The organism is Lysinibacillus sp. GW823-FHT02G10, assembly GCF_058797135.1.
In genome coordinates this window covers 915208-935588 of sequence record NZ_JBXAJI010000001.1, presented here as the reverse complement: position 1 = coordinate 935588, position 20381 = coordinate 915208, and the positions used below count along the sequence as shown (strand labels likewise).

General features: G+C 39.4%; 34 protein-coding genes. 13 read left to right on the top strand and 21 right to left on the bottom strand.

What is annotated here, in order from left to right:
- Positions 1-50 precede the first annotated feature (50 nt).
- Positions 51-542, top strand: a complete 492-nt coding sequence (locus tag AC1RFD_RS04805; RefSeq protein WP_333880772.1) for a DUF2975 domain-containing protein — start codon at positions 51-53, stop codon at positions 540-542.
- 129 nt (positions 543-671) lie between these two features.
- A complete protein-coding gene (locus AC1RFD_RS04800) occupies positions 672-1280 on the top strand; it encodes a copper amine oxidase N-terminal domain-containing protein (RefSeq protein ID WP_054549412.1) in 609 nt (202 codons plus the stop codon).
- Positions 1281-1324: 44 nt separating this feature from the next.
- On the opposite strand, the gene AC1RFD_RS04795 is transcribed toward AC1RFD_RS04800, so the two are convergent.
- Complete coding sequence (locus AC1RFD_RS04795) at positions 1325-1609, bottom strand: hypothetical protein (RefSeq protein ID WP_048393855.1); 285 nt, start codon at positions 1607-1609, stop codon at positions 1325-1327.
- A 106-nt stretch (positions 1610-1715) separates the two neighbouring features.
- Positions 1716-2492, bottom strand: a complete 777-nt coding sequence (locus tag AC1RFD_RS04790; RefSeq protein ID WP_103117966.1) for an N-acetylmuramoyl-L-alanine amidase — start codon at positions 2490-2492, stop codon at positions 1716-1718.
- Between the two features lie 369 nt (positions 2493-2861).
- Here AC1RFD_RS04790 and AC1RFD_RS04785 point away from each other — a divergent pair, with 369 nt between their 5' ends.
- Positions 2862-3782, top strand: coding sequence for a phosphotransferase family protein (locus AC1RFD_RS04785; protein WP_492474556.1), 921 nt, complete (start codon positions 2862-2864; stop codon positions 3780-3782).
- Here the strand turns inward: AC1RFD_RS04785 and AC1RFD_RS04780 are convergent.
- Positions 3768-4580, bottom strand: coding sequence for a DnaD domain protein (locus AC1RFD_RS04780; RefSeq protein ID WP_492474555.1), 813 nt, complete (start codon positions 4578-4580; stop codon positions 3768-3770). The two genes, AC1RFD_RS04785 and AC1RFD_RS04780, sit on opposite strands and share 15 nt — an antisense overlap.
- A 162-nt stretch (positions 4581-4742) precedes the next feature.
- On the opposite strand from AC1RFD_RS04780, the gene AC1RFD_RS04775 reads away from it, so the two are divergent.
- Positions 4743-5126 (top strand): VOC family protein, encoded by a 384-nt coding sequence (locus AC1RFD_RS04775; RefSeq protein ID WP_066038485.1) that lies wholly within the window; start codon positions 4743-4745, stop codon positions 5124-5126.
- Between the two features lie 38 nt (positions 5127-5164).
- Here the strand turns inward: AC1RFD_RS04775 and AC1RFD_RS04770 are convergent, their stop codons facing one another.
- The 3 genes from AC1RFD_RS04770 to AC1RFD_RS04760 all read right to left on the bottom strand — a co-directional run bounded on the left by AC1RFD_RS04770 (position 5165) and on the right by AC1RFD_RS04760 (position 7094).
- The gene (locus AC1RFD_RS04770) at positions 5165-5584 is read right to left on the bottom strand and encodes a hypothetical protein (protein WP_048393864.1); all 420 of its coding nucleotides are present in this window, start codon (positions 5582-5584) and stop codon (positions 5165-5167) included.
- Positions 5585-5690: 106 nt separating this feature from the next.
- Positions 5691-5999 (bottom strand): hypothetical protein, encoded by a 309-nt coding sequence (locus tag AC1RFD_RS04765; protein ID WP_004228634.1) that lies wholly within the window; start codon positions 5997-5999, stop codon positions 5691-5693.
- An 810-nt stretch (positions 6000-6809) separates the two neighbouring features.
- Entirely contained in the window at positions 6810-7094 is a 285-nt protein-coding gene (locus tag AC1RFD_RS04760) for a DUF5316 domain-containing protein (RefSeq protein ID WP_048393866.1), read from the bottom strand.
- A gap of 116 nt (positions 7095-7210) precedes the next feature.
- On the opposite strand from AC1RFD_RS04760, the gene AC1RFD_RS04755 reads away from it, so the two are divergent.
- The 3 genes from AC1RFD_RS04755 to csaA all read left to right on the top strand — a co-directional run bounded on the left by AC1RFD_RS04755 (position 7211) and on the right by csaA (position 8228).
- Positions 7211-7552, top strand: coding sequence for a DUF7668 domain-containing protein (locus tag AC1RFD_RS04755; RefSeq protein ID WP_054548736.1), 342 nt, complete (start codon positions 7211-7213; stop codon positions 7550-7552).
- 77 nt (positions 7553-7629) lie between these two features.
- A complete protein-coding gene (locus AC1RFD_RS04750; protein ID WP_004228639.1) occupies positions 7630-7806 on the top strand; it encodes a hypothetical protein in 177 nt (58 codons plus the stop codon).
- 89 nt (positions 7807-7895) lie between these two features.
- Positions 7896-8228, top strand: a complete 333-nt coding sequence (gene csaA, locus AC1RFD_RS04745; protein ID WP_004228641.1) for a chaperone CsaA — start codon at positions 7896-7898, stop codon at positions 8226-8228.
- 12 nt (positions 8229-8240) lie between these two features.
- Here the strand turns inward: csaA and AC1RFD_RS04740 are convergent, their stop codons facing one another.
- A complete protein-coding gene (locus AC1RFD_RS04740) occupies positions 8241-9122 on the bottom strand; it encodes an AraC family transcriptional regulator (RefSeq protein WP_054548737.1) in 882 nt (293 codons plus the stop codon).
- A 297-nt stretch (positions 9123-9419) separates the two neighbouring features.
- Here AC1RFD_RS04740 and AC1RFD_RS04735 point away from each other — a divergent pair, with 297 nt between their 5' ends.
- Both AC1RFD_RS04735 and AC1RFD_RS04730 read left to right on the top strand, forming a co-directional pair.
- Positions 9420-9767 carry a hypothetical protein gene (locus AC1RFD_RS04735; protein ID WP_054548738.1) on the top strand — a complete coding sequence of 116 codons (348 nt, stop codon included), beginning with the start codon at positions 9420-9422 and terminating at the stop codon, positions 9765-9767.
- Entirely contained in the window at positions 9768-9980 is a 213-nt protein-coding gene (locus tag AC1RFD_RS04730; RefSeq protein ID WP_054548739.1) for a hypothetical protein, read from the top strand. It abuts the gene before it with no gap.
- A 37-nt stretch (positions 9981-10017) separates the two neighbouring features.
- Here the strand turns inward: AC1RFD_RS04730 and AC1RFD_RS04725 are convergent, their stop codons facing one another.
- The 3 genes from AC1RFD_RS04725 to AC1RFD_RS04715 form a co-directional block, all read right to left on the bottom strand.
- Positions 10018-10575: an isochorismatase family protein gene (locus AC1RFD_RS04725; RefSeq protein ID WP_048393872.1), complete on the bottom strand. Its 558-nt coding sequence runs from the start codon at positions 10573-10575 to the stop codon at positions 10018-10020.
- Between the two features lie 64 nt (positions 10576-10639).
- The gene (locus AC1RFD_RS04720) at positions 10640-11278 is read right to left on the bottom strand and encodes an O-methyltransferase (RefSeq protein ID WP_048393874.1); all 639 of its coding nucleotides are present in this window, start codon (positions 11276-11278) and stop codon (positions 10640-10642) included.
- Positions 11262-11591: a hypothetical protein gene (locus AC1RFD_RS04715; RefSeq protein ID WP_048393875.1), complete on the bottom strand. Its 330-nt coding sequence runs from the start codon at positions 11589-11591 to the stop codon at positions 11262-11264. Before AC1RFD_RS04715 ends, AC1RFD_RS04720 begins: the two co-directional genes overlap by 17 nt.
- A gap of 150 nt (positions 11592-11741) precedes the next feature.
- Between AC1RFD_RS04715 and AC1RFD_RS04710 the strand changes: the two genes are divergently transcribed.
- The gene (locus AC1RFD_RS04710) at positions 11742-11942 is read left to right on the top strand and encodes a hypothetical protein (RefSeq protein ID WP_054548740.1); all 201 of its coding nucleotides are present in this window, start codon (positions 11742-11744) and stop codon (positions 11940-11942) included.
- Positions 11943-12138: 196 nt separating this feature from the next.
- Here the strand turns inward: AC1RFD_RS04710 and AC1RFD_RS04705 are convergent, their stop codons facing one another.
- From AC1RFD_RS04705 to AC1RFD_RS04690, 4 genes are all read right to left on the bottom strand, one after another.
- Positions 12139-12294: a hypothetical protein gene (locus tag AC1RFD_RS04705; protein ID WP_016993988.1), complete on the bottom strand. Its 156-nt coding sequence runs from the start codon at positions 12292-12294 to the stop codon at positions 12139-12141.
- A 166-nt stretch (positions 12295-12460) separates the two neighbouring features.
- Positions 12461-12637, bottom strand: a complete 177-nt coding sequence (locus AC1RFD_RS04700) for a hypothetical protein (RefSeq protein WP_196333025.1) — start codon at positions 12635-12637, stop codon at positions 12461-12463.
- A 15-nt stretch (positions 12638-12652) separates the two neighbouring features.
- Positions 12653-13273 (bottom strand): SDR family oxidoreductase, encoded by a 621-nt coding sequence (locus AC1RFD_RS04695; protein ID WP_054548741.1) that lies wholly within the window; start codon positions 13271-13273, stop codon positions 12653-12655.
- A 76-nt stretch (positions 13274-13349) separates the two neighbouring features.
- A complete protein-coding gene (locus AC1RFD_RS04690; protein ID WP_259949090.1) occupies positions 13350-13736 on the bottom strand; it encodes a hypothetical protein in 387 nt (128 codons plus the stop codon).
- A 237-nt stretch (positions 13737-13973) separates the two neighbouring features.
- Here AC1RFD_RS04690 and AC1RFD_RS04685 point away from each other — a divergent pair, with 237 nt between their 5' ends.
- Positions 13974-14474, top strand: a complete 501-nt coding sequence (locus AC1RFD_RS04685) for a hypothetical protein (protein ID WP_048393879.1) — start codon at positions 13974-13976, stop codon at positions 14472-14474.
- Positions 14475-14590: 116 nt separating this feature from the next.
- Here the strand turns inward: AC1RFD_RS04685 and AC1RFD_RS04680 are convergent, their stop codons facing one another.
- The gene (locus tag AC1RFD_RS04680; protein ID WP_048393880.1) at positions 14591-14890 is read right to left on the bottom strand and encodes a GPW/gp25 family protein; all 300 of its coding nucleotides are present in this window, start codon (positions 14888-14890) and stop codon (positions 14591-14593) included.
- A 158-nt stretch (positions 14891-15048) separates the two neighbouring features.
- Positions 15049-15249 carry a hypothetical protein gene (locus AC1RFD_RS04675; protein ID WP_048393883.1) on the bottom strand — a complete coding sequence of 67 codons (201 nt, stop codon included), beginning with the start codon at positions 15247-15249 and terminating at the stop codon, positions 15049-15051.
- Between the two features lie 75 nt (positions 15250-15324).
- Here AC1RFD_RS04675 and AC1RFD_RS04670 point away from each other — a divergent pair, with 75 nt between their 5' ends.
- Positions 15325-15630 (top strand): hypothetical protein, encoded by a 306-nt coding sequence (locus tag AC1RFD_RS04670; RefSeq protein WP_054548743.1) that lies wholly within the window; start codon positions 15325-15327, stop codon positions 15628-15630.
- Here AC1RFD_RS04670 and AC1RFD_RS04665 read toward each other — a convergent pair.
- The 3 genes from AC1RFD_RS04665 to AC1RFD_RS04655 are packed head-to-tail and all read right to left on the bottom strand — an operon-like array spanning position 15627 to position 17499.
- On the bottom strand, positions 15627-16310 hold the full coding sequence (locus AC1RFD_RS04665; RefSeq protein ID WP_054548744.1) for a DUF1963 domain-containing protein: 684 nt from the start codon (positions 16308-16310) through the stop codon (positions 15627-15629). The genes AC1RFD_RS04670 and AC1RFD_RS04665 overlap by 4 nt on opposite strands.
- Positions 16300-16875, bottom strand: a complete 576-nt coding sequence (locus AC1RFD_RS04660) for a DNA-3-methyladenine glycosylase I (protein WP_048393888.1) — start codon at positions 16873-16875, stop codon at positions 16300-16302. Before AC1RFD_RS04660 ends, AC1RFD_RS04665 begins: the two co-directional genes overlap by 11 nt.
- Positions 16876-16902: 27 nt before the next feature.
- Positions 16903-17499 (bottom strand): class I SAM-dependent methyltransferase, encoded by a 597-nt coding sequence (locus AC1RFD_RS04655; protein ID WP_054548745.1) that lies wholly within the window; start codon positions 17497-17499, stop codon positions 16903-16905.
- Positions 17500-17621: 122 nt separating this feature from the next.
- Here AC1RFD_RS04655 and aac(6') point away from each other — a divergent pair, with 122 nt between their 5' ends.
- Entirely contained in the window at positions 17622-18056 is a 435-nt protein-coding gene (aac(6'), locus tag AC1RFD_RS04650) for an aminoglycoside 6'-N-acetyltransferase (RefSeq protein WP_054548746.1), read from the top strand.
- Positions 18057-18118: 62 nt separating this feature from the next.
- On the opposite strand, the gene AC1RFD_RS04645 is transcribed toward aac(6'), so the two are convergent.
- Together AC1RFD_RS04645 and AC1RFD_RS04640 are read right to left on the bottom strand one after the other, a co-directional pair.
- Entirely contained in the window at positions 18119-18310 is a 192-nt protein-coding gene (locus AC1RFD_RS04645; protein ID WP_054548747.1) for a hypothetical protein, read from the bottom strand.
- Between the two features lie 456 nt (positions 18311-18766).
- Complete coding sequence (locus tag AC1RFD_RS04640; RefSeq protein WP_492474554.1) at positions 18767-20278, bottom strand: right-handed parallel beta-helix repeat-containing protein; 1512 nt, start codon at positions 20276-20278, stop codon at positions 18767-18769.
- Positions 20279-20381: the final 103 nt, after the last annotated feature.

Genomic DNA, 20381 nt, shown 5'->3' with positions numbered 1-20381 from the left:
GATAAATTTTATTTTAAAATCAATATATCATTACCAGTGAGGTGTTTTGTATGAAACATAAAAAGGGGTCAACCATTTTCCTAAAGAGTGTGATTATGCTGCTAGGTATCCCTGTATTAGCTTTAGGACTATTTTGGCTACCTGGGATAGCCAGTAGAGATGCAGCGGCACATCCCGAATCCTCCTATTTGTCTTATCTTTTTTTACTCTATGTGTATGCACTATGCATTCCCTATTACACGGCGTTGTATCAGGCCTATCGCCTCTTAACGAACATCGACCAGCATAAAGCGTTCTCCAAATCATCTGTACGGGCTTTGAGAACGATCAAAAATTGTGCTCTCACTATTGTAGCCGGCCTTGTGCTAGGTATTACATCAATTATGATAATGTTTACTGGCAAGGAAGATATTACAGGAATTATTACGCTGACACTTATCAGCATCTTTGTAACCAGTACGATTGCAACCTTTGCAGCCGTTCTGCATCGACTGCTCCAAAAAGCCATTGATCTCCAAAACGAAAATCAATTAACCGTATAACAAAATGGCACTACCAATCTTGACTGGTAGTGCCTTTTAATGGGTTAAAACTAATTTCCTATAAAAACATATCAAAATTCTCTTTTCAATAGTATAATAATTACATATTTTGAGAATTGGAGGATTTATATGAAGAAATTGGTTTTGTTGATGGCGATGCTTACATTATTTTTCACCACAGCCTCTATTGCGAGCGCACATCCAGGGCGTTTAGATAGCAATGGCGGTCACAACTGTTCTGACAAATCAAAGGCTAAAGGGCTTTGTTCTGGCTATCATTATCATAATGGCAATGGTGGCAATAATGCAGGGTCTTCTTCAGGCGGTCAAAGTTATGCTACGCCAGCACCTAAAGCAACGGTAGCACCTGTATTAACGAAGGTTGCTGTCTATTTAAATGACGTGAAGCAAAATTATACGCCTAGCGCTTATATGAAAAATGGCACAACCTTAGTGCCAATGAAGGCAATCTTTGAATCTCTTGGGGCAACGGTTAGCTATGATAATGCAACGAAAAAAGTAACGGCAACAAAGGACAGTAAAAAAATTGTGATTGGTGTGGGGAATAAAACGGCTTATGTTGATACAAATGGTTCTGCATCAACAATCACACTCAGCCATCCTGCTGAAATATATCAAGGTACAACAATGGTGCCTTTACGCTTTGTCAGTCAAGCACTTGGCGCAAATGTAACATTTGATGAGGCAGCACTTGTTGTTTATATCTCAACTAAATAATGGACAAGTCTTAAGCAGTATGCTCCTACAAGGTGCTGCTTTTTTTATTGTTTCTTAAAGTTAAAATCATACTTCTTGTTGATTTTACCAGCAATCGTTTCTAGAAATAAAGCCACTGTCATATTCTCGACTTCATTTGTATACCATGCTAGCTTTGCACCATAGTTCTTTTTATTATAATTCACTTCTAATGGCCAGAAATTTTTTGTTTTATACGTATAATCAAATTTTACATAGAGTTGCTTACCATCGGGACATTCCATCACCACCTGGTATAATGGATTTTTTCTTTCTTGTTCAAATTTTACTTTTCTTATTTTGGTTAACATCAAAACCCCTCCTCTCTTCTACTACATTCGACAAAATTTTAAAAAAACCTTTATTCAATGAAAAAGGATAAAGCTCGTGATGACATAGGAGCTTTATCCTGCACAATTAGTTGGCTATAAATTTGTCGTAATAGCGTTTCAGCATGGTCGCCATTTGCTCTCTTGTTAAGGCGCCTGCTGGATTCATGTTCTTACTTCCATCGCCTCGGATAATGCCTTCGCTAATAGCCCACTCCCAAGCCTCTTTATGGGCTGCTCCCACTTCTCTGCTTGTTTGTAAACTAGCTTTTTCAGCTAGTAAGCTTTTCAACGTTTCTATTTCTTGTTTTAGCTCATTATATTGTGACACTGTTAATCCCTCCTCAAGCCCATTTTTAATATCTTGCTGGAACTGTGCTTCTGTAATCCCCATACTTTTTAAATAATCAAAAGGATCTTTGTGCGTAGTGCCTCCTAGATTTTCCGCAATCCATCGATGTGACTTAATGCCGTTGCCGCTACCATCTAAAACAGTGGGAATCCCTGCCTCTATCGCAAGCTTACGTAACAGCCAAATATAAGCCGCATAGTCCTTTTTAAATTGTTCCTTATCAGCAGTCCGTGCCAATTCCACCTGGGCATAGCTATACGGATTTCCCTTTGGGCCACAGCCATATTGCACGAGATTGACTGGGGCTACTTGTACGATTCTTCCACCACCGCCTACCCAGTGAGAAACAAAGGCATTGGCTTTATTTCGATTCATATAGGCAATTTCGTTTTCCAATGCATTTGGACCTGTATTGCTGCCATTACCTGATTCATGCGCCACAACGTATTTGACTGCCGTTAGCGCTTGATTCGGTAGCCCTGACATCATCTGTTTTTCAATAACATAACTCATGTTGCACCGTCCTTTCCTATTATTTTTAGCGACTGACGCTATGTTATTCTTTTCTTCTTTTTGGGTTTTTTAAGGTAAACAACAGATAATTAGAGGTTCCTTTTGAGGCTTATTAGCTTCTTTTCGCGCTTAAGGCTACTGCGATCGTTTCACCTCTCTTTCCTCGAAGCTATGAAGTGTGAATGTCACAAGGACATCCACTTACTATTAGTAAATGCGCGCACAAAAGTGTTTTCTAGTTAGTTGTGCTCTTTTACTATTTTTTCATTATGATTTTATAACCTCTTTTCTCGCTTCCAAGCATTGACAAAGTATTGTTTTCTGTAGTATTTTAGTTCTTCTAAAATATTGAAAGCGAGGAAAGAAAGTGTGCAGGCAGTAGAGATTATTCGTCAATTACCAAGCTTACACGGCTTTACACAGCTAGTGAAAATTAACAAAGGCTATTCACCTGATAGCAAGTATCTGGTAACAGTTGGTGAAACGCGCTATTTGGTGCGCTTGTCAGATCTAGCACATCATGACAAACGTGCAGTAGAGTTTTCCTTGCTCCAAGAGTTAGCAAAGCAGGGTGTAAGAACACATAAAGCCGTTGACTATACCTTGTTTCAGGAAGCCAATATATCCGCAATGGTCGTTAGCTTTTTAGAAGAAACACCAGCAGATGAAATTATTCAGGAACTTTCTGACTCTGAGCAATTCCACCTTGGGCTTGCGGCGGGGAAAGAATTAAGAAAAATACATCAAGTGAGCCCTCCGCAAATAATTCATTGGGAGACAACACAGCCCAAAAAGTTTTCTACCTATTTGAAGGCATACCAACAAGATGCCTATCAACTTCCACAAGAAGCTAAACTATTGCGCTTTATTGAAACGCACTTACCACTGTTAAAGCAACGCCCCATCACCCTGCTTCATGATGATTTTCATCTCGGTCACATTATTTGTAAAGGACATACTTACAATGGGGTGATAGATTTTAATGGCTATGATGTGGGTGATCCTTATCATGACTTTTATAATCTTGCCTTGTTTAGTAGACGACAAAGTATCCCCTATTGTATTGGGCAGATTGATGGCTATTTTTCATCTTCACCAGACGATATGTTTTGGCGGTTATATGCTCTCTATGCAGCCATGACTGTCTTTTCAACCATTGTTTGGACTCGTCACTATGACCCACGCTCCTTTGACGATGCGTTGGAAAGAATTCACATGATTTTACAGGATCATGATAACTTTTCATCGATTAAGCCTTTATGGTATGCGGAGAATTTATTCACTCCGTAAGAGGGCTAAAATTTTTTGTCGTTCTGCTGCAAAATCAATTGTTGGCTGAAATTCTTGTTCCTGATCACCACGCTGCTGAAACCACTGCGGAATGATTTCCCGTCGTCTGGCTTTAGAATGTGATGACACTTGCTGCTTGCGGGCTTGAAAACGCTGCTGGTCGATAGCAATATCTGCAAGACTCTTTATGTTCTGATGGCACCAATTTTGTAAGATGCTCTCTACATACCGCCAGCGTAAAACATTATGCTCCACCGCTAGCTTCATCGCATAGATGACCATGTCCTCTGAAAAAATAGTGAGCCAGTGACGAATTTTACTAGCAATATAGGCTGTTTGTTTGCCAAAGCCTTGTTGCACATAAAAGTGGTAGGCAGTGTTAGTAGACTCCTTATCATCTTTATCTTTTAGTAATTGATTATTTAGTAAATTATTATTTAGTAGTGTGGGCTTTTCCGTTGATGGTACGACCGTTGACGAATTTCCCGTTGACGGTATAGCAGTACGTTTTGATGCTTCATAGACGAAAAATTCTACCCTACCGAACTTGCCGTCTTTTCCTCGTTCCTGTACTTTTTGAAGATAGCCCGCCTCTATGAGTTCGTCCAAAATTTTGGCAGTCGCTTCCCGCCCACATTTACTACGTATTGCTAAATCTGCAAGACTAAATGACCAATCATCTGGCAAAGACAGCATATAGGCAAGCAGACCCTTTGCTTTCCAGCTTAATTGCTCATCATTTAAAAATGCTTTATCCAAAACCACATAATTCTCCTTTTTGGCTACTCGATAAATCATGACGATCCCTCTTTCCATCTAAATGTCCTTTCTAACTATATAAAGAAAATTTTTAAAAATGGGACATAAAAAAGAACATGCCATGAAGCATGCTCTTTTAAGCAGGTGAAAAAATTTTTTTTAGCTAATTCCTATAATAACAAGCGAAAGGTGGTAGAAAGAATGAATTTTGTAACGTCCCCTCTTACCAAGAAGGTGAATAATGTTTTTATTCATGTCCGAGATTTACGTCAATCAGCAGAATGGTATAGCCAACTTCTTGGTCTGCCCTTTTGTGAAGAGAAGGTAGTTTCGCCTGTCTACAATTTACCCATTTCCTCTGAGACGGGAATTACCTTAGACGATCACACATTTGATCCTGGCTTTCAGTTACAGCCGTCCAAGCATGTGTTGTTTAATTTCTACACAAACAATATTGACGATGCCTATCAGTCTATGCAAGACAAGGGCATTCCGATTGTTCGGCCTATAGAACGTTTTGATGACTTTGCTTACTTCAACATTCAAGATTTAGATGGAAATATAATCATGATCTGTAATGGGTAATGCAAGCAGCAGAAGCAAACAATTGCTTCTGCTGTTTGTTATTCATAAAGCTCTTTATAGACAATGACTTTTAAAGCTGCAATCTCTTCATCGGATAATTTGCCTTCCACCATTTGTAGAGCTTCTTCCTGCGTCATCGAGCCGTCCTGCAATTTTACACGCATGTCGTTCAAATCGGTAATGCCCACTTTTTGAATTAAGACTTTCGTTGCCTCTTCTTTTGTCGTAAACGGTAATGTACTGCTATCGACCGTTTTCGCCTCTTCCATATAGGCTTTTAATTGTGGGTCATTTTCAATGGTATTTTTGATTTCTTCCTTTTGTCCGCTATTTTCTAATTCTGTCGACAAGGTATCTACAATTTTTTCAGAGGCAAATTTTGTGCCGAAATGTAGTACACCATACCCCACTACACCAACAAATATAGCAATTACCACTAGAAATTTAATCAATCTCAACTACGCTCACTCCTTTATACACGTTCATCATACTATATGGAGCGGTTGTTGAGAAACAATTCTCCCTAGAAATTATGTAAAAAAACCCCATCTTTGTAGATGAGGCTTATTTAACGTATTTCAAATACTTCCGCACAAATTCAACAATGTAGAGAACTTCCTCTTCCGTCATCGTTAGCAGCTTGCAAACACGTTGTAGTCTAGCAGGTAATGCTAATTGCTGACGTACCTGATGAATATACATATATTTGCATTTCCGCGGATTTACTTTGTCTCGTATTTGCTTATATCGTAGGTATGCATAGCGGGCAAAGGCGTTGAGCATCTCCCGCTCCTGCTCATCACGCTCCCTCTTTTTAGCAGCTTCATCAATGATGTCCGTGTCAAATATCTGTGTACCATCTGTTAATTGCATAGTACCACCTCTCTATTGCAAATGTACTCCTCTCTATTAAATGCAACAAAAAAAGCCACACCTAGGGTAGATGTGACACTTTTTATGATTTTTATATGTAATGATTGGTGGATAGAATTCTAAATGTGACGGATATACTGTCTAATTTGACGGATACAATGCTCATTTTGATCGATAGAAATGCTTAGATTGGATTGCTCATTTCAAATCGGTGGATAGAATGCTAAATGTGACGGATACAATGTCTAATCTGGCGGATACAATGTCTAATCTGGCGGATACAATGCTTATTTTGATGGATAGAAATGCTTAGATTGGATTGCTCATGCAATTCGGTGGATAGAATGCTATATTTGACGGATACAATGTCTAATCTGGCGGATACAATGCTCATTTTGATGGATAGAAATGCTTAGAATGGATTGCTCATTCAAATCGGTGGATAGAATTCTATTTTTGACGGATACAATGTCTAATCTGACGGATACATCGCTCATTTTGATGGATAGAAATGCGTAGAATGGATTGCTCATGCAAATCGGTGGATAGAATTCTATATTTGACGGATAAAATATCTAATCTGACGGATACAATGCTTATTTTGATGGATAGAAATGCTTAGAATGGATTGCTCATGCAAATCGGTGGATAGAATGCTAAATGTGACGGATATAATGTCTAATCTGACGGATACATCGCTCATTTTGATAGATAGAAATGCTTAGAATGGATTGCTCATTCAAATCGGTGGATAGAATGCTAAATGTGTTGAATACAATGCTTATTCTAAATTGATGGCTGCTATTAGCTTCATAGATAATACACAAAGATTGCTACGATAATGTTTGGTATTGCTAATAGTAACGCATTATTCATGAGAAGATTGCGTTCGTTTCTGTCTTCATTGGTTTCTGTTGCGAAATTGGCGCGCATTCTATCTCCGCTTGCGATGGCTCCTGACAATAACATGGCAGAAACGATGAAAATTCCACCGAGTAGCCCTGAAAGCAAATGGGCTTTCTCTGTACCCCATATGAGAATGGAGCATATCACACCTAGAATGGACAAGATGGTGCCAATGCCTATATACTTCATTTTCAGCCCCCCTTCGTTTATTATACGGCTAACCGCTCTTTTTCGTTTCAATAAATCCCTATGTACCTATACAAAATTTTTCCTTTTCCAGTAAAATAACTATAAGGAGGGAGGCTATGCAAATGAAAGACAAAATAAGAGTATTAACGAAAATGACCTTAGATGATTTAGTACATAATAGATATGAGAAACTTCAACAGGAGAAGATATTAACAGAGGATACTGCTATATTTCTGCAGGAGGTTTTCGCCTTGCAAGGTACCTTAACATGGCCGCTGGATGAAGCTTCCTTAGCTATTGATGTGTATGAAATGAATGACCAAAGTTGCTTTACAACAGAAATTCGCTATTTATGGTTTGATGATGAAGAAAGTGCTGTGGTTCTTTTTTGCAAGGCCTATACAAATGCAGATCAAACGGAGATCACTGCTTTCATGATTGATACGGTTGATGCCTAGTATAGTATCCGCGCCAAACGTTCATAGTAAGTATGGTGTGAAACTCACGCCGAATCATACGACGGAGGGATCAATTTATGAATGGAATTCGTGAAGGTTTAATCCCCACTATACTCGGGTCAGCTGTTACGGCGGCAGGCTATGCAATGAAGCAAAAACATGGCTCTAACAAAATGGTGGCCAATACGATTTTTGGCTTTGGCTTAGCACATATTGTGTTAGGTGCGATTGACCTGGTAGAGCATCGTCGTTAACGAGAGAAGGGCACGCAATGTGCTCTTCTTTTTTTGTATTTTTTTCTATTAAATGCTAACATTGTCATAAAAGCTTAAGGAGTACAGTGATGGCGACAATAGAAGATTTTATAGCACTTGATATACGAATTGGCACGGTTTTAGAGGCGGAGGAACTGCCAAAGGCTCGGGTTCCTGCGATTAAAATGAAAATTGATTTTGGTGAAGAATTGGGCATTAAACAGTCTTCCGCACAAATTACGAAGCGTTATACACCCGAAGTCATTATTGGGAAGCAAGTAGTGGCGATTGTTAATTTCCCGCCACGTCGCGTTGCGGGTTTTAAGTCAGAGGTATTAGTCATTGGTGGTGTACCTGTGGAGGGAGATGTAATCCTGTTAACGCCCGATCAGCAGCTGCCCAATGGAACGAAAATACAGTAAAAGCCTCTCGCATTATGCAAGAGGCTTCTTTTTCTGAAGTGGTATCCAGATTTCACTTGTAAAGGTTGGTGAGGAAAAATCCGTGCTTGTATGGCGCACGATTTCTGGACCAGCAACCTGTTCATAGCCAGATGATGGGAACCACTCCGCATAAATGCGCCCCCATGTTTCCTGCAGTGTTTGTGGGAATGGTCCAACCGCTTCAAAGACAACCCACGTACAAGCTGGTACATCCAACTGTGAAAAATGGTGAGACGTTTCGGTTGTGGCTACGCCGATATAATGATCAAGCTCGCCCTTTTCCTCCATTCTGCCCTCAGAAAAGTTTGTGGAGGCTTGGATGATTCCTGTTGGTTCTAGATTCGACAGCTTTTTTAGTTGCCCAATATCCTCCATTGTTAATGCACGTGCCATTTCAGTTATCGCTTGATTTTCTCCTTGAAAGACGATAGGTACTCTTTTCATAAGACCCACGATGTGAAACGCTTCTTTTTGTTCGAGTCGGTAATTCATTTCACAACCTCCTTGTATGGTAAGTTGGAAGGTCATTCGTGGAAACGCTTTTAGGTGCTGACCATTTTGCCTCGCCTCCGATGGTGTGATGCCATGCATTTGCTGAAAGGCTCTTGTAAATGCATCTGCAGAGCGATAGCCATAACGAATCGCGATATCGAGAATTCTCATAGATGAATCTGATAGTTCCAGTGCGGCAAGCGTCAGACGCCTACGACGAATATACTCTGATAGCGAGATGCCTGCTAGAAAGGAAAACATACGTTTAAAATGGTATTCCGAGCAATAAGCTAATCTCGCAGCTTCTTGCACATCAATTTCCTCTGTTAGATTGGTCTCGATATACGTAATCGCCTTATTCAACCTTGTTAAAGAATCCACTTCTATCACCTTCCTTATCTTTACTTTAGCAGGAATAGTAGCCCTTCATCCGACAATTGGTGCCCCATTTAGTCGCCTTCCAAAAAATAATCTATCGAGCAGGCAGATAACTAGCTTTTGAAGCTACTTTCACATACATATAATAGTGTAAAGCTAATTTTAGCCTTACACCTCCTGACTTGATACTTAGGGTCACTGCTCGCACAGTGGCCCTATGAAAATAAAAGATCATTGTGTCGGATCATAATTTTCGTTACAATATTTGTAAAAATAGTCTATTGAGCTGGAGGCAGCAACATGGATCGTCTTTTCCAGTGGTACAAGTATTTAAAATACATACTCATTCCTATAATTATTTTAAAATACTTTCATAATGAGGATATACCGAATGCGCATCCTCTAATCATTCTTGAATATACTCTCCTATTTGGGGTGAGCTTTTTACTCATTATTCTACAGGATTTTTTCGCCATTCGTAAAAAAACAAAATTCCTACTACGTCTCATCATACTGATTATTTTACTGTTTTTGGCTATAACTGCCATTGTCTATCAAGCGACAATGTCTATTATTTTTTCAATCCTACTACTAGGCGTGTTAGGTACGGTACTTTATTTACATAGAAATGATGAAGGAGAACAATAAATGGTTAATAGTAAGCGATTACTTTTAATCATCGGTTGGGTCAATGTGGTAGCTGCCCTTCTCCTATTCCAAGCTTTTTGTGGGCTCATGGCTATCTGTATGGGGATTATACTTAAAAAGGATTATCAAGCACCAACCCATGGGCTGGTCTTGATAGTAGTTGGTATCTTGAGTACTGTTATAGGTTGGTTGCTCAATCACTTCTATATGTAAAAATGACCAAGAACCTTGATTCTTGGTCATTTTACAATTAACGATAACTATTATGTGTGGGTTCAAATAATGCTTCGTCGGCGTTTCGTACAAGTGAGAAATGATCCACATTGTAATGGCCATGTAGGATGTCGTTATGGTGTGCAACCGTATCTTCTGGTGATAAGTAGTCGGAACCATTTGTTGAATGGCCATCTCCCACTAAAGTGACATCAAAGCCCTGTATAGTTGCTGCTCTAACTGCTGTATCCACGCAATGCTCGGTTTTGCAGCCCATCATCACCAAATGCTCTACCTCATTGGCCTGTAAGTAATCGAGTAATCCCGTCCTATAAAAAGCGTTTGTAGCCAGTTTATCAAAATAAACAGCGGTAGTAGGTACTTGGATCGCTTGATGTACTTGAAAGCCTTCCCCTTCTCCACCCGCTACATCCTGATCACGTACAAAGATAATATATGCCTCTGCCTCAATAGCTTTTTGAATAACGGCATTGATTGTTTTAAGCAATTCATCCTTGCGATAGACGGCTTGTTCATCCTGATTTCCCTCGATTAATTCTTGCTGTGCATCAATGACCACTAGTGCTTGCTTCAAAAGCATCTCTCCCTTATCGTTTGCTAACAATATTTTACCATTAATAGTTAATTTCTGATATGCATTATTTTATAACTTTTGAAACCGTCATTCCATCCCCAATGGGTAAAAGAATCGAATCCAGCTGCGGATGATTAGCCACTGTGACATTGAACTTTTTCATGATGGCTGTATAGCGCTTGGGTGTCGCCATAGGGTCTGCTACACTGCCTCCTGCTAGGACATTATCTGTCACAATGAATGCACCAGGGCTTGCTAGCTGTATGCAATAGGCTAAATAATTTTCATAGTTATCCTTATCAGCATCAATGAAGAAAAAATCAAAACACTGTCCCGTTGCCACAAGCTTTTCAAGGCTATCCAATGCAGGACCTGTCATATACGTTACCTGCTCGGCAAAGCCTGCCTTGGCAAGATTTTTGGCGGCTAGCTGTGCATATTTATCCTCTAACTCTAGGGATGTCAGTTTGCCTTTCCCTTCCATTCCTCTCGCCAGACAAATACCACTATAGCCGCCAAGAGCACCAATTTCTAAAATAGCCTTTGACCTAGTAATCGATACAAGCATCGTCAACAGCTTTCCTGATGATCGAGAGACAGAAATAGCAGGCATACCATTTTCGGCAATAGAGGACAGGACATCCTCTAATAGGGCATCGTCCTGATAAAATACCTCATCTATATAGTTATTCATTTGTTTCATGTGCGTTATCTTCCTCTTGTAGACTGTCGTTGGTTTCATTTTCTTGAATATCAAACAACTGGCAAAATTCTTGGATAACCAGATCGATGGCTTTTAATTCACCGACTAAAATTTGCTGAATCGATTGAAATTCTGGCTGTTCTAATTGCTGTTTAATGGTAGCTCGCTTCACATGCAGCATCTCTAAAAATGAAATCGCTTTGCCGCGTCGGAACGTTTTTGCTCCTCGCTGTGGCGCGCCTTCCATGCCTCTGTGGCGTCCTCCACGGTGATGTCCCTCTCTCATATGCTCTCTAAATCCAGATCCTCTCATTTCTAAAACACTCCTTTTGTATACGTTTGTATACATTAATTTAAACTGATTGTATACATATGTATACAAATTGTCAATTAAACATAATGCTTTCATGCTTCAACATATGTTAGACAATAGGGTAAACGTATCGAAATGGAGGTTAGATGAGTGAAAAGGGTTATAAAATATGTGTTGGGCATCGGTACATTATTGATACTGTCAGGCATATTTTTGATTGGAGCACAATCTCACTATAATCAGAAGGAAATTAAAATTGCCAGTAAGCTATGTCTTGAAAATGGCGGAAAGCCTACTATCATCCGCGATTATTTGGCTTTGAATTACTCCTTTTCATGTCAGAAGAACTGAGGTAGTACATATATGGATAGTGAACTGAGTTGCTAGAAAATCGAGTAATTTCATCTATCTTTCAGGCAAATGGCTAGCTAACAAGATTACTTTTACATACAAATAGTAGGGTAAAGCAAATCTAGCCTTTCCACAGCTCTCCTGTTTTGAGGTCACTTTCCTTGGAAGGTGGCCTTTTTTGGCATGAAAAAAGACGTCATGTCGACGTCTTTAATGTTTGATCGATATCCTCAATCAACCTATCCACTTGTTCCTTTGTTATCTTGATGACATATAATTCTGTCGTTTCGATTCCATCAAGGCTTGTTAGGTGTTTAGGATATTGATAGTTATTTGATATCTCCTTGTCCATACAATCACCTCTTCAATAGATATATTCGACATAAAGTATAGCAAACCTTCTATAAAAAGGAAAATAACAGTATATTTTTTCACTAAAATAGCTATCATTTAGACGATTTAGGATAAAGAAAGGTTAAAGGGATAAGTCCATTTAGACTATCCTTATGTAAAAGTGCTTATTGCTTACCAAATTTCGCAATTTTTTTGAGGTAGAAAGAGCCGATGGACACAATAATAGCTCCATAGACTTTCAGCATCTCATTTCTAACAGGCGCCTCCTCTATGGTTGTACTGAGAAAGGCACATCCAACCACAATGATTACCATCCCGAAGATGGCATGAATATATTTCACTATATTTCCCCTTTTCTAGTAGGCAAGTCCGACGCGTGTTTTCAAAAATTCCTCACTGAAGATTTGTTGGTAGGCAAAATCTGCTGTATCCGCTACTGAAATTTCGCTACCTCCCTCTGGCAAGAAGTTACGTTCAACGCGGTAGTTTCCTGTCCAGGCCCCATCAGGTAAATAGGTAGGACAAACAATTGTCCAATCCATTGCAGATTGCTGTAGCTGTTCGAATACACGTTGGTGCTCCTGTGCAGCAAAGGTCGATTTTCGTTTCGATTCCGTTGATTGGTAACGAAGAAGAGTCGGCGTTACACGACTTTGTAGAATCCCTGCTGTTCCAATCGTAATGATTCTTGTCACCTGTTGCTTTGTCATCGCTTCAAGAATCAATGGTAAGCTAGCCGATAATGTAGTGCCTCCATCTGTATTTAATGCACTCACCACCACATCCACATGATGCATTGCCTGCTCGATATCCTGCTTGTTTAAAACATCCCCTTTCATTACACACAGCTGTTGATGATGGTGCGGTAATTTATCGGGATTTCGGAGTAATAGGGTGACCTCATGCTGATCCTTTATTGCTAGTTCTACCAAATGGCTGCCGACACGACCACTCGCGCCTAATATTAATATTTTCATTTCTCTCACCTCTTTATCATTATATTACAATTCCCTTTATATGTAAAAAGGCACAGTTCACAGTGCCTCCCGTCTACTATTCACGCTCTAGTAATTGAACATCAACCATAAATAGATGCATATTATTCTTTTCAGCTAGCTCATCGATAATCGATTGAATTTCACTTTCTGTACTTACATCAATTTCTTCCCCATCGTGTAATTGAATAGTGATGACTTGATGCGCTGGAGAGTCTATTAGATAACCAACTGTACTATCAGGCGAGTAACCTGCCGACCGTATCGCCTGTAACACTTGTTTTGTAAAATTCGTAGCTTGTAATTTTTCGCCAAGCTCCTCAGCATAGGGAGTTGCTCTTTCGGTGCTCGGAGCTATAGCTAAAGGCTCCCTTTGTACCATCCACAATGACATCACAACCAGTAAGCACATGAATAAAAAGAAGATTTGCAGGACACTTTTCATACATTCGCTCCATTTCTCCATGAAATTTACAGGCGGAAGTCTAGCAATCTTTTTCCCTGAAATTGTTATTATTCTCACAGCTATGTATGGCTATTTCTCTCTTTAATTATTAAAAAATAATTTTCTTTTTGTACAAAGGGCAAATTACCAAGAAGTTTTGTTTGTGGCTTCATAGATTAGAAATGTAAAGGTTAGCGCTACCATTACTAAAAAACTAACAAAAAGGGAGATTAAAAGATGCAGGATAGTAGATATAGTCAATATATGAATTGGAATCATAAAAAAGAAAAGTGCTGTGAACAATATGTAAAATGCTATTGTCATTTAGAAAAAAAATGTGAACACAAACAAGAAGGATGCAAATGCAAACACAAGCATGAGCATTGCAAATGGGAACAGAAGCATCAGCGATGTAAGTGTCATGAAAAGGATGACCATTGTAAATGGGAACATAAGGAGGATTCTTGCTCTTGCAAAAAAGAGGAGGAAGAGTACTACTACGAGAAGGATTATTCCAAAGATCACAAGTGTAAAGGCTGTATTTGTCATCTATTAAGATGCTTATCTCCTGGCACTTTGGTAGATGTTATTTTAGCAGGTGGCGGTAGCTTTGCAGGAATTTTATTCATCAGCTTAGATCCTAAAACTTGCTGTGCTACATTCTTAGAGGTAGATGCTGCAGCAGCAACACCACTTATCATTGATTGCCAGCAAATTATTGCCATTAGAAACGCGTAACTGTTCCATTATCCTACTTGACACCAATTCATATACCATAATCCTACCACTATAAGCACATTTAATCTTCTGCCAGGTTCGTGAAACCATACCTGGCAGAATTCATATTTTTTCAGCTATTCATTGACAATGACTTTGACAATGGGCTCTAATTTCCCTCTATTCACATCGCCAAGATAATCAACATCTACTACGACAGCTCGTGGCTCAAAACGTTGGATACATTCTATGAGGCGTTTTGTGTTTATTTTCTTCATACGCTGGAAGGGTTTACGAATATCAGACCTTGTCACATATTCGCGGAGCGGACAAGGAATCGTAAACGTCGATAAAATAAATGCTACATTTTGTAATATACCTTCCACGCCTGTAGCATTACCATTAACATTACTTAAAGCCGTTACTTGATGTGTCATTCTATCAACCTTTCTTCTACGTTCATACAATTGGTACTTTGGAAAAGAGCACTTTGTTATTTATGCTTGCTCATTAAAAATTATGAACGCTTTGTTTTTATGTACCCAATGTTATTTTTATTCAAACAACATCTTAGTTGATAGGCTGACCTACAAGCTTAGCGCATGATGGCGTAGTAAATAACATACAGCCAGCTAAAACAGCCATGGATGATTGCCCAAATGATGGAGTGATGCACACTCCAGGAGATCGTAATCGCTAAAACCGAACCAAAGCCAATGCCATTTTTGACCACCGTTTTATGCTCCACTTTTTTCACCTTCCTAGTGCTTTTTAACTCTCCTTCTTGCCATCGCAATCGGTTTCCCTCCTATCGTTTTCTATGTTTATGCAGGAACGAACAAGGGCAATCTGAAAGAAAGGATGTGATGTTATGACAATTGTCATGCTGACTGCCACGATTGGTATCCCCAGCCTTATGGCATATCTTCAGCACAAATGGGCTAGCTTTCGCCTTCTTTTCAACATACTAGGTGTCCTTGCTGCGATTCTGTTTAGCACGATTGCCGCTACAGCTATAACGAACATTATTCTTGAGGATGTAGTCTTTATGACAACGATCCATGCTGTGTTCTTAAACCCTGTCTTTCTAATTACAGGGGCGTACCTTGGCTTATATCTGATTTACCGGTTCATCATGATGACAATTCATGAAAGAGACAGGCCGCCATCCCTTTAGTAGAAATCACAATAGACGTGCCAAGTCTGGATTGTTGGATTGTAGAAAAAATAAAAATTACCATGATCCACGATGTTCAAACGCGCTTTTGCATCGGAGGCAATTTGGAGGACAAATGGCGCATCGTCACCGAAATCAACGCCACTTTGACAAAAGCTTGGATAGCCACCAATTTTATGGAGTGGATAGAGGTCTTCAACAATATCCTCAAAATAGTCGAGCTGCTCTTCATGCTCCAACGTCAAAATCTCTTCCTCCAATTGAGCAGGAATACCACCCCCATCCCATGTTGGATAGTCGTTCGTGATATGCTGTGGTATGAGTGGAAACGCGCGAATTTGTTCATGCTGCCATTCGCGCTTTACTAAGCCTTCCAAAGTGGTGTACGTTCTAATATCAAAATAAGAACAAAGATCATCCTCCATCAGATGATCTAATAGACGTTCATCGACAAAGACTGTGACTAATTGAAAAGGCTGTAATGCCATCGGTACATAGGGTAGACCTTTTAGAAAAAACGTAGCGAGCGGCTGATAGCCAGATGGTGGCTGCTCTTCTGGTAAGGACCAGCCCACATAGCCAATCCAGCTTTCCAATAAATCATGTGTAGGTCGAATACCACCCGTTTGAAAAATCGTGGCCTGCGTGGCTAGTTGAGCCCGAATTTGTTCAATTGCCATCCGCTAGCTCCTTTTGTCGACAGCAGCAATCTGTTGTATGGTCGTTTACCATGCCCACTGCCTGCATAAAAGAATAACAAATTGTACTACCGATAAATTTAAAGCCATCTTTCTTCAATTGCTTGCTCATACGATCACTAATTTCTGTCGTCACAGGCACCTCTTTGATGGATGCCCACTCATTCATAACTGGTTTGTGATCTACAAAGCCCCAAATATAATCTGAGAATGAGCCATGCTTTTCCTGTATTTGGAGATATGCTTTAGCATTTGTCACCACGCTAGCTATTTTTAATTTATTGCGTACAATCCGTGTGTCTTGCTGCAATTCCTCTAGCTTGTCTGCTGTATAATGAATAATTTTTTCCACATCGAATTGATCAAATGCCTCACGATAGCCTTCACGCTTTTGGAGAATCGTCCACCAGCTCAAGCCAGCCTGTGCCCCCTCCAAGCAAAGCATCTCGAATAAATGCTGGTCATCATAGACCGGTACACCCCACTCCTTGTCATGGTATTCCACATACAAAGGCTCATCTAGCTTGACCCAATCACATCTTTTCATTTTTATACCCTCCATTTTATGTATCCTTTACTTAATAGCTGTAATGCAAAGCCATCCTTTACTTGATTTTTCGGTGACATACACGGTTTGAAAACCGATACGTTCTAATAATTGCTTCGTTGCCTCAGGAGTTTGATAGGCTTTCATATGATAGTTCATTTTGTAGAGCTCTGCTATAATAATAAATTTCCCACCGTTTTTCAGAACCCGCCATACTTCCTCTACATCCTGCTCCAAGGATGGCCAAAAATAGTGCGTTTGAAAGGCTGTAATCCCATCAAAAAACTGATCATCGTATGGAATGCTTGAAACGCTTGCCTCTTTCACAATGACGCTACCCCTGGCAACATTTGCTTTATTCAATTTGATTGATTCCTTCACTGCCTGTGTGGAAAAATCTATCCCATATATTATACCATTTGGATTCAATTTGGATAAAATTTGGAGCGTTTTCCCACCACCACAACCTATGTCTAACACACGATCACCGTCATTGATAGCTCCTTGCCTGATGAACCATGCATTCATACCACGATGGGCAAAATTCATAATTTGTAGCATCGTTGAGCCAATCCATCCATTTGGCTTTTTCGCTTGTTCAATTAACGTTTGTAAGAGTGACATGATTGGATTCCCCCCCAAGTAAGATTGTTAAAATAGAATTAGAGCTTTAAAATAAAAACGCTTACTAGTTTGTACGTACTTCAAAACAATTTGTTTCATTTTTTACAAAGGAGGAAGATTTTATGATTCAACAAGCAAACCAGAAGAACGCTCATGCTGCAGCCTCATTAGCCTTACTGCTCTGGCCCAATCATACACTAGAGGAATTTACCGAAGAGATGACACAGCTGCTAAAGGAAGAAAACGCAGCTATTTTCCTTGCCTATGACGATGACGAAGCAGTTGGATTTGCCCAATGCCAGTTAAGAACAGACTATGTAGAAGGGACTGACTCGAGTCCAGTCGGCTATTTAGAAGGCCTTTTTGTGAGAGAGGAATATCGCCAGCAGGGCTATGCAAGACTGCTTGTGGAGAAATGTGAGCAATGGGCAAAGCATAGGGGCTGTCTAGAGTTTGCCAGTGACTGTGAATGGGACAATGACGAAAGCCTAGGGGTTCATCTTCAGCTCGGTTTTACAGAAGCTAATCGCATCATTTGCTTCACAAAAAAATTATAAAATGGCTGACAAAAAAATCACAGGCGTTGCAAACATAGCACCTGTGATTTTTCGACATTTTTTTAGTTTAGATATGTATTGTTGGAAATATTTCGTTCGCGCTCATCTATGATTAATTGGATCATTAATGCGAGTTGTTGTTCGATTCGCATATTATTTAGATGTAAGATATCAGCAATCACATTCTTGTGCTTCTCTGCTAATTCCATCTCCTCTAGCATTAACATAATTTCTTCTTTTGTCAGCCCAAACATACTCATATCACCCCAATACTCTCTCTATTTATTATTGTAAAATCATTACTCCCATTTCATAATTAACGAAAATTTATCTTATTGGATGAACCATTTTTACTAATTATAGGTTTAAACATAGAAAATAATCAATCTATTATCCACATTTATTTAATATTTATTTTACATTAAGTAAAAACTTTTATTATGTTGGTTATAACTTATACAAAGATTGTATAAGTTTTCCTGTGGAATATTTCAAAATATTGCAGTAATTGCAACAAGACATCTATACCATTATAAAAATATTCTTGCATTTTGTCGAATTATAGATTTTTTTTGCACAAATTAAAATTAATTAACAGCCCAAACGTATTCCTTTACCCATTTTTCACATATATGAAATATCAATACACGAATCCATAAAAAAAGTAATTTCAAAATTGAAACTACTTGTCTTATTTGTATAATCGGCTTTTATATTATTTTTTTAATATCATATTTCACTATTTCTAATTTCATGTCCTCAATTTGAGAAACCTTTGATGCTGTATCCTTCTGCCATGTCGCTGACTGCACATGTCCTTGTACAAATAATTGGCTGTTTTCCTGTACCACCGCTGGAGCCTTTACTGCGGCTATATCAGTATGACGCATTTCCAATAATGATTTATTGGACAGCGCTAAGAATGGTCTAGCCGCCTTATCCACCCTACAATTTTCAATACGCCCCATTGATTGATCTGACCAAATCATGGCATAAGAGCTTTCTTGACCATCTTTAAAATAGCTATTAGCTATCTCAAAAATTGCATCAATGCAAGTAATTCCGTTTCCTTCCATTTGTTCAAACGTGCAATATTGTGTAAATAATCGGGCATTGTTGATATAGATATGGTGGCTTTGCAGCTCTCGAATCGTTGTATGATGCATCATGATTTTGGCATGTTCATTACCATAAACACCACCTGATTGCCCAAATTGAATAATCGATTGCTGTAGCTTTAATCCACTAGCATCAACAATAATATGAAATTGCTGATGGTTTTGAATTTTACATTGGTTCATCGAAACATTTGCCTCATCCACAATGGTAAGCCCGACAGCCATGCCATTACGAACATGACATGTATGCAATTCCACCTTGCTATTTTCTATCAACACCTGCGCCTTGACATGCCGAGAAACTTGACAATCATAGAACTTGGCTTCGGTTTTTTCTCCAAGATACACCCCATGACTTTGACCATCTGAAAAAATAGAATCAGAAACCATTAGTTCACTGCGATGAACCACCATATTCGTATCAAAATGCTCTTTTATTTCACAGCCATCCATCCTGAAAGTCGTGCTATCAAACAATTGAATGCCTACCCCTTGCCCTTGGTGCACTAAACAATTGGTCATCGTCATCTCACTCGACGCAGCTATTACTTGTGCCTTATCATGCCCATGAATTTCACAGTCCTCCATTGTCATCTTGACATGGCGAATCGCAAAAATACCATGCTTCTTCCCTTCCAACAGCATACAATTCGTCAAGGTCAGATCACAGTTTTGAGCGATAATCTGTGCCTTACTATGATGCTCAAATGTCGTGTCGACTAGAATAACACTGGATCCATTCGCCACACGCAAACCAAAATGATTCAGTGGCGTAGCAAGCACTGCACAATTTTTCATCAGCAAACTACCATAGCTCACCATCATCTGCGTTCGAATCAATTGCTCCTCAATGACACAATTCTCTAGCTGTAAATCACCTTTCACATATAGCCCCTGCCCTTGCCGGAACCGTAAATTACGCATCGCGACAGGAGTTTGATAGCGAATAAATACACCACCCTTGATGGTCACATTGCCAACCCCATACAACGTCAGCCGCTTGGCAATATCCAAGCTTTCCTCATAAATCCCATCCCGAATTTCAATCATATCCCCAGGTGCCGCCTCTTCAATCGCCTGCCCGATACTTTGATAACGATGCATTATGCTCCTCTTCACCACAAGTACAGCCATTTACACACTCCTAACCAAAAAATGTTCGTACCCTATTTATATACCGAACATGCTTGTGCTTATTCAATTTTGT